This is a genomic window from Mesorhizobium sp. M0491 (assembly GCF_040321265.1).
In the GTDB taxonomy this organism is placed as follows: Bacteria; Pseudomonadota; Alphaproteobacteria; order Rhizobiales; family Rhizobiaceae; genus Mesorhizobium.
The window spans coordinates 1-6,340 of record NZ_JAMYRE010000054.1 but is presented as its reverse complement, the minus strand read 5'-3'; the positions used below and the strand labels follow the sequence as shown (position 1 = coordinate 6,340).

At 63.2% G+C, this 6,340-nt stretch carries 8 protein-coding genes; 2 read left to right on the top strand and 6 right to left on the bottom strand.

What is annotated here, in order from left to right:
• Window positions 1-145: 145 nt before the first annotated feature.
• The 3 genes from ilvC to NKI69_RS33325 all read right to left on the bottom strand — a co-directional run bounded on the left by ilvC (window position 146) and on the right by NKI69_RS33325 (window position 2,454).
• Window positions 146-1,165 carry a ketol-acid reductoisomerase gene (gene ilvC, locus NKI69_RS33335; RefSeq protein ID WP_352723432.1) on the bottom strand — a complete coding sequence of 340 codons (1,020 nt, stop codon included), beginning with the start codon at window positions 1,163-1,165 and terminating at the stop codon, window positions 146-148.
• A gap of 26 nt (window positions 1,166-1,191) precedes the next feature.
• Entirely contained in the window at window positions 1,192-1,845 is a 654-nt protein-coding gene (locus NKI69_RS33330) for a TetR/AcrR family transcriptional regulator (RefSeq protein WP_023812416.1), read from the bottom strand.
• Window positions 1,846-1,995: 150 nt separating this feature from the next.
• On the bottom strand, window positions 1,996-2,454 hold the full coding sequence (locus tag NKI69_RS33325) for a MarR family winged helix-turn-helix transcriptional regulator (protein WP_023812417.1): 459 nt from the start codon (window positions 2,452-2,454) through the stop codon (window positions 1,996-1,998).
• 100 nt (window positions 2,455-2,554) lie between these two features.
• Here NKI69_RS33325 and NKI69_RS33320 point away from each other — a divergent pair, with 100 nt between their 5' ends.
• Window positions 2,555-3,301: a glutathione S-transferase family protein gene (locus NKI69_RS33320; RefSeq protein ID WP_023812418.1), complete on the top strand. Its 747-nt coding sequence runs from the start codon at window positions 2,555-2,557 to the stop codon at window positions 3,299-3,301.
• Here NKI69_RS33320 and NKI69_RS33315 read toward each other — a convergent pair.
• A complete protein-coding gene (locus tag NKI69_RS33315; RefSeq protein WP_023812419.1) occupies window positions 3,249-4,511 on the bottom strand; it encodes an FAD-dependent oxidoreductase in 1,263 nt (420 codons plus the stop codon). The genes NKI69_RS33320 and NKI69_RS33315 overlap by 53 nt on opposite strands.
• 46 nt (window positions 4,512-4,557) lie before the next feature.
• Window positions 4,558-4,968, bottom strand: a complete 411-nt coding sequence (locus NKI69_RS33310) for a winged helix-turn-helix transcriptional regulator (RefSeq protein WP_127293162.1) — start codon at window positions 4,966-4,968, stop codon at window positions 4,558-4,560.
• 135 nt (window positions 4,969-5,103) lie between these two features.
• Here NKI69_RS33310 and NKI69_RS33305 point away from each other — a divergent pair, with 135 nt between their 5' ends.
• Window positions 5,104-5,997, top strand: coding sequence for an SDR family oxidoreductase (locus NKI69_RS33305; RefSeq protein ID WP_352723428.1), 894 nt, complete (start codon window positions 5,104-5,106; stop codon window positions 5,995-5,997).
• Between the two features lie 62 nt (window positions 5,998-6,059).
• On the opposite strand, the gene NKI69_RS33300 is transcribed toward NKI69_RS33305, so the two are convergent.
• A partial coding sequence (locus NKI69_RS33300; RefSeq protein ID WP_502895379.1) for a KUP/HAK/KT family potassium transporter occupies window positions 6,060-6,340 on the bottom strand: 281 nt, incomplete at its 5' end.

Sequence of the window (6,340 nt, the reverse complement as noted above, 5' to 3'; positions counted from 1 at the left end):
GGGCGATCATGCCCCCGTGTCGTCAAAAAGCTACCAGCCAAATATCCTGTCAGAACACTGAAGGTGCCTAAGTGAACTGCATTAGCCACTTGGCGCCGTTTTTTGTTCATGGAAGCCGCTGTTTTCGAGCGCTTGTGGATTTCGCTCAGTTCTTGGCCTTGTCGACCAGCTTGTTCTTGGAAATCCAGGGCATCATCGCGCGCAGCTTGGCGCCGACTTCCTCGATCTGGTGGCTGTCATTGTTGCGGCGGATGCCTTTGAAGCGGGACATGCCGGCGCGATATTCCTGCATCCACTCCGAGGTGAATTTTCCCGTCTGGATGTCCTTCAGCACGCGCTTCATCTCGGCCTTGGTCTCGGCGGTGATGATGCGCGGACCCGAGACATATTCGCCCCATTCGGCAGTGTTCGAGATCGAGTAGTTCATGTTGGCGATGCCGCCTTCATAGATCAGGTCGACGATCAGCTTGACCTCGTGCAGGCACTCGAAATAGGCCATCTCAGGCGCGTAGCCGGCTTCCACCAGCGTCTCGAAACCGGCCCGGATCAACTCGACCAGACCGCCGCACAGCACGACCTGCTCGCCGAACAGGTCGGTCTCGCATTCCTCGCGGAAATTGGTCTCGATGATGCCCGAACGGCCGCCGCCGACGCCGCAGGCGTAGGACAGCGCCAGGTCGAGCGCATTGCCCGAAGCGTCCTGGTTGACGGCGACCAGGCACGGCACGCCGCCGCCCTTCTGGTATTCGCCGCGCACCGTGTGGCCGGGACCCTTCGGCGCGATCATGACGACGTCGACCGTCGACTTCGGCTCGATCAGGCCGAAATGCACGTTGAGGCCGTGCGCGAAGGCGATTGCGGCACCGTCGCGGATGTTCGGCGCGATCTCGTTTCTGTAGATGTCGGCCTGCAGTTCGTCCGGCGTTGCCATCATCATCAGGTCGGCCCATTTGGCGGCGTCCGCCACGCTCATCACCTTGAGCCCGTCGGCATCGACCTTGTTGGCGGTCGCCGAGCCGGCCTTGAGGCCGATGGCGATCTCCTTGGCGCCGGAATCCTTGAGGTTGAGCGCATGCGCCCTGCCTTGGCTGCCATAGCCGATGATGGCGACCTTCTTGCCCTTGATCAGATTGAGATCGGCATCACGATCGTAATAGACGCGCATTTTGTCTTCCTTCCCGTTTTTACAAATCAGAGGGCCTTGCGGCCGGTTGTTGCTCCATGAAGAGCGAGAAACTGCTGCGTCGCGCGCGCGGCATCGCCGCCGATCGCCGCCTCAGTCAATTCCAGCCGGTCGCCAAGCAGCAGACGGATCTGCACGTCGCGGGCGACCAGCCCGAAAAAGGTGCGGAACGCCGTCTCGGCATCCGCGAAATCCAAAAGACCGGTCCGTCGGCCGGCCTCAAGCACCGGCTTCAACCGTTTGGCCAATGCGAAGCGGCCGTTCTCAAGCACGACGGCGCCGAGATTGTCCTTACCCGAGCCCGCATGGCTGACCGCCACCCGGTTGAGGGCGATCGACGTGTCGCTGGAGATCACCTTAAGCCAGTCCGAGGCAAAGCGTTCGAGGCTTGCGGTCAGCGAGGCAAGATCGAGCCCCTTGCCGTCAACCGGCGCCACCCGCACTTTCGAGGCCTGCCACTGCACCGTCGCCGTCAGCAGCCCGTCACGGTCGCCGAACCATTTGTAGAGCGTTTCCTTGGAGCAGCTAGCGCGGCGCGCCACGGCGTTCATGGTCAGATGATCGCCCTCCTCGACCAGCAGCCGCAACGCCGCGTCGAGGACGGCCTTCTGCCGTTCTGTCAGCGCTTCGCTGGTGTCGATGTCGGGCAAGATGTGCAACACGCTCTTCTCTCGAAAGGCAGGCCGCCGATCACTCGGCAATCCGTACCGTACGTTACGGTTCGGCATATTGCGCATTCCAAGGCCGCACGCAAGAGGACGAGAGCAAAATATCTGCAAGTGGATGAGCGTTGCCGCGCGCGACAGCCTCGCCTAGTCGCCGGCTGGCGGTTGACGCAGCCGTCCAAGCAATGCCGAGACCATGGTCAGCTCATCCGCCGACAATTTGGCGCCTACCAGTTCCGCAATCGAGCGTCCGTAGACAGCCCACATCTGGCGGCGTATCTCTCGCCCGCTGGCGGTGATGCGGATGGTCTGGCCACGGCCGTCATCGGCCACCGGCAGCTTCTCCACCAGTCCGTCGGCCTCTAGGCGGGCCAGAAGCCGAGAGATGTTGTATTGCGCGAACAGCGTGCGCTCGATGAGCTGGAACGGCCGCAGCCCGCCCTCACCCGCCTCGGCGAGCTCATGCAGCACGTCGTACCAGGCAAGCGGCGGCAGGCCGGCGGCCTTCAACGCCTCCTCGGCGCTTTCCATCAGCTGGCGCGAAACGCGCATCAGGCGAGCCCAGGCCTTGATGGCTTCGGGCGAAGGCGTGGCTTTCTCGGTCATGGCGCATTCCTAGACGATAGATGCAATTGCATCAAGCTTGACGGTCGATGCATGTGCATCTATATAGATGCAATTGCATTAACCCTGGAAAGCCGATCCGATGAAACACGAAACCTGCACACGCGCCGACAAGCTCATTCTCGTCAGCCATCACCTTTGCCCCTATGTGCAGCGCGCCGCGATTTCGCTGGCCGAAAAGGGCGTGCCGTTCGAGCGCGTCGATATCGACCTCGCCAACAAACCGGACTGGTTCAAGGCGATCTCGCCGCTCGGCAAGGTGCCGCTGCTGCGGGTACAGCGAAATGGTGAGGAAACGGCGATCTTCGAATCGGCCGTCATCCTCGAATTCCTCGAAGAGACGCAGGCCAACCCCCTCCACCCTGTCGATCCCTATGCCCGCGCCCGTCATCGCGCCTGGATCGAGTTCGGTTCGGCAACCCTCAACGCCATCGGCCGGTTCTATTCAGCCTCGACCGAGGCTGGCTTCCTTGCCGAATCCAGCGCGCTGTCCGCCATGTTCGATCGCCTCGAAGCCGAGCTGGCGGACGAGCCCGGCGGACCCTGGTTCGCCAGCAAGCACTTTTCGCTGGTCGACGCCGTTTACGGTCCGGTCTTCCGCTATCTCGATGTCTTCGACCGCATCGGTGATTTCGGCATTCTGGACGGCAAACCGCTCGTCCGAGCCTGGCGCAAGGCGTTGAGTGAACGCCCGTCGATCAGGCAAGCCGTGGCGCCGGACTATCCGCAGCGCCTGCATGCTTTCCTGCAAGCGAAGGGATCGCACCTTTCAGGCCTCATCCGGAAAAACGATCCAGCCACCGCGCTTCGGTCAGCCCAATCCGCTTGAACGGATCGATCACCGTACCGGCCACCATCGAGGCGAGAAACTGCGGCGCCGGCGGGATTTTTGCCACCGTCGCCACCAGCCTGTCGCGGATCAAGGGCAGCGCCACCGAATCCGACTGGTAGAACGGCGTGAATGCCAGCGACAGCGCCTGGAAGATGCGGACATGCCAGCGCCGCGCCTTCGCATAGGCCTCCAGTGCTGCGTCGACACTCGTTGTCCGCACCAGCGCATGGCTGAGCGCCGCCGCGTCGAGCAGCGCCATGTTCGCCCCTTGCCCGAGTTGCGGACTGGTGGAATGCGCCGCGTCGCCGATGACGGCCAATCGCCTACCGGCCGGGAGCTTCATCGTGTGGTGGCCGTAGCGGGCCAGCGAGAGCTGGTCGAAACTGTCGATCTGGCTGGTGAACGCCTCGCTCTGTGGCCACAGCCGGACCACCCTTTCCTTCCAGGCGTTCAGGCCGCGGACGCGCACCTCATCGGCATCCGACGGCTTCAGGCTCCAGAAGAAGGCCGCCATCTTTTCAGCGCCCGGCTGCGGCCGGCCGACCGGCAGCACGCCGATCATCACGCTCGCTTTGTCGTAGCGTTGCAGCAGCGCATGCTCATCGAAACCGTCGCCGCGCCAACCAAGCGCGGCCCAGAACGCGCCATAGGTGAGTGCTCTTGGCTCGCCTGGAGCGCTCGCGCGGCGCAGTTTCGAGCGCGAACCGCTGGCGTCGATGACGAGGTCGAACGGCCCTGCCCTTCGTCGGTTGCCGCATATCAGCGTCGCCCGTTCGCCGGTCTCCAGAGCCTCGATCTCGACGCCGGTCTCGATGGCGATCGCCTCGCGCTGCGCGGCGCGGAAAAGCACGCCGAACAAGGCCGCCCGGTGCACCGCCAGCCCGAAGCGGCCACCGCGTTGCGCATCGTAGCGGACATCGAGCACCGTACGGCCCGTGGAAGCATCGGCGCCATGCAGGCGGTCGATACGGCTGCCCAGCGCGAGTATGTCGTCAAGCAGGCCAAGATCGGCCAGGACCGTCAGCCCTGTCGGCTGCAGAATCAGCCCGGAGCCGACCGGCTTCGGCTCATCGAAGCGCTCGAAGACCGTGACCCGATGCCCGGCACGCTTGAGATAGAGCGCCATGGCCAATCCCGCCGGCCCGGCGCCGGCAATTGCTATGTCGTAGGAAATGCCAATGCCCCCAAGCCGAACTGGCCGGGACAATCCTTCAGCCGCCCGACGAAATCAAGCCGCGGGTTTTAACTGCCGTTCAAGCCTGCATGGCATCAAAGCCGGAACGCGCGTCGCGCACCGCGTCATGATTGAGTTCGGCCCATAGGATCAGCTGATGCAAGGCGCCGAACATCGAATGCCCGAGATCGGTCAGGCTGTATTCGACGCTCGGCGGCTTGGTCGGGAACACTTCGCGATGCACATAGCCGTCACGCTGCAAATCATGGAGCGTCTGCGTCAGCATGCGCTGTGAGATATCGGGCACCAGCCGCCGCAATTCGCCAAACCGATAGGGCTTTTCGGCCAGCGCCATCATCAGCAGCGAGCTCCATTTGCCGCTCACCCCCTGGATGACATCGCGGACTGGACAATTTGCAAAATTGCCGCCGCCGGAGATTGCCTTGTAGACCTCCATCTTCGATCTCAGATTGACGATCTTGCTGTCCACCGCTGGTTCCCTGCGCCTGCCTACCTCCCGAAAAACTGCCTTCTTTACGGCCCAGGGTCAATTCCTATTTTAGTGCTGGTCTCTTTTTGAGACTGCCACTCGAGCCGCCTTAGCGGCGCAATGTCAGGATCTTCCATGACCGAAACCCTTCTCGTCACCGGCGCTTCCGGCCAGCTCGGCCGCGGCGTCATCAACCACCTGCTGGACACGTTCAAGGTCCCCGCGGGCCGGATCATCGCCGCCACCCGCAATCCGGAAAACCTTGCCGAGTTGGCGGCGCGAGGTGTCATCACAAGGGCGGCTGACTTCGACGACACACTATCGTTGGAGGCTGCGTTCAAGTGCGCCGACAGGGTGCTGATCATCTCGACCGGCGAGATCGACCTGCTTCACGGCAAGCGCCTGAGGCAGCATGAGAACGCGGTTGCCGCCGCGAAGAAGGCCGGCGTTTCCCACCTTCTCTACACCTCGATGCCGAATCCAGAACCGGTTTCGCCGGTGCTGTTTGCCAATGATCACTACGGCACCGAGCAGGCGATCAAGGCGAGCGGCATCCCCTACACGATCTTCCGCAACGGCTGGTACCAGGAGAACCTGTTCATGGCCCTGCCGCACGCGATCGCTTCGGGAAAATGGTACACCTCCGCCGGCGACGGCCGCATGGCGCACGGTGCGCGCGACGACATGGCGGCAGCGATCGCCGCCGGCCTCGCTGCCGCATCAAGCGAAAGCGAGACCTACACCTTGACCGGCCCGCAGGCCTACACGACGGCCGAGATTGCCGCCCTGGTAAGCGAGGTCACCGGCAAGCCGCTAGATGTCGTGCAGGTTCCGGATGAAGCCCTGACCGAGGGCGTGAAGGCGGCTGGCGTTCCCGAGGACTTTGCCCGCATCATCGTGTCATTCGACGCCAACACGCGTTCCGGCCGCATCGCCATGGTGACGGACGCGGTCGAGACGCTTTCCGGCCGAAAGTCGAAGACGCTGAAGCAGTTCCTCGAGGCAAACAAGGCCGCGCTGGCCGGTTGAAGCGGAGTGACATGGACTGTGCCGTGAAGCACAGTCCATTCGCCGATCCGCCAGGACATGTCCTAGATCGCCACCTGCGTGCCGATCTCGACCACGCGCCCGGTCGGGATTTGGAAATACTCCGTCGCATCGGCCGCCGTGCGCGCCAGGCCGATGAACAGCCGATCCTGCCACACCGGCATGCCGGAATTGGGCGAGGCCTTGAGCGAACGCCGTGACAGGAAGAACGAGGTCGTCATGATGTCGAACTTCCAGCCCTGCTTGCGGCAGATCGCCAGCGCGCGCGGGATGTTCGGCTGCTCCATGTAGCCGAAGGTCAGCGTCACCCGCATGAACAGCTCGT

Excerpts from the sequence above, each read along its gene's own strand:
- NKI69_RS33305 (WP_352723428.1), top strand. The coding sequence starts at position 5,104 with ATGACCGAAACCCTTCTCGTCACCGGCGCTTCCGGCCAGCTCGGCCGC.
- NKI69_RS33320 (WP_023812418.1), top strand. The coding sequence starts at position 2,555 with ATGAAACACGAAACCTGCACACGCGCCGACAAGCTCATTCTCGTCAGC.
- ilvC (WP_352723432.1), bottom strand. The coding sequence starts at position 1,165 with ATGCGCGTCTATTACGATCGTGATGCCGATCTCAATCTGATCAAGGGC.
- NKI69_RS33325 (WP_023812417.1), bottom strand. The coding sequence starts at position 2,454 with ATGACCGAGAAAGCCACGCCTTCGCCCGAAGCCATCAAGGCCTGGGCT.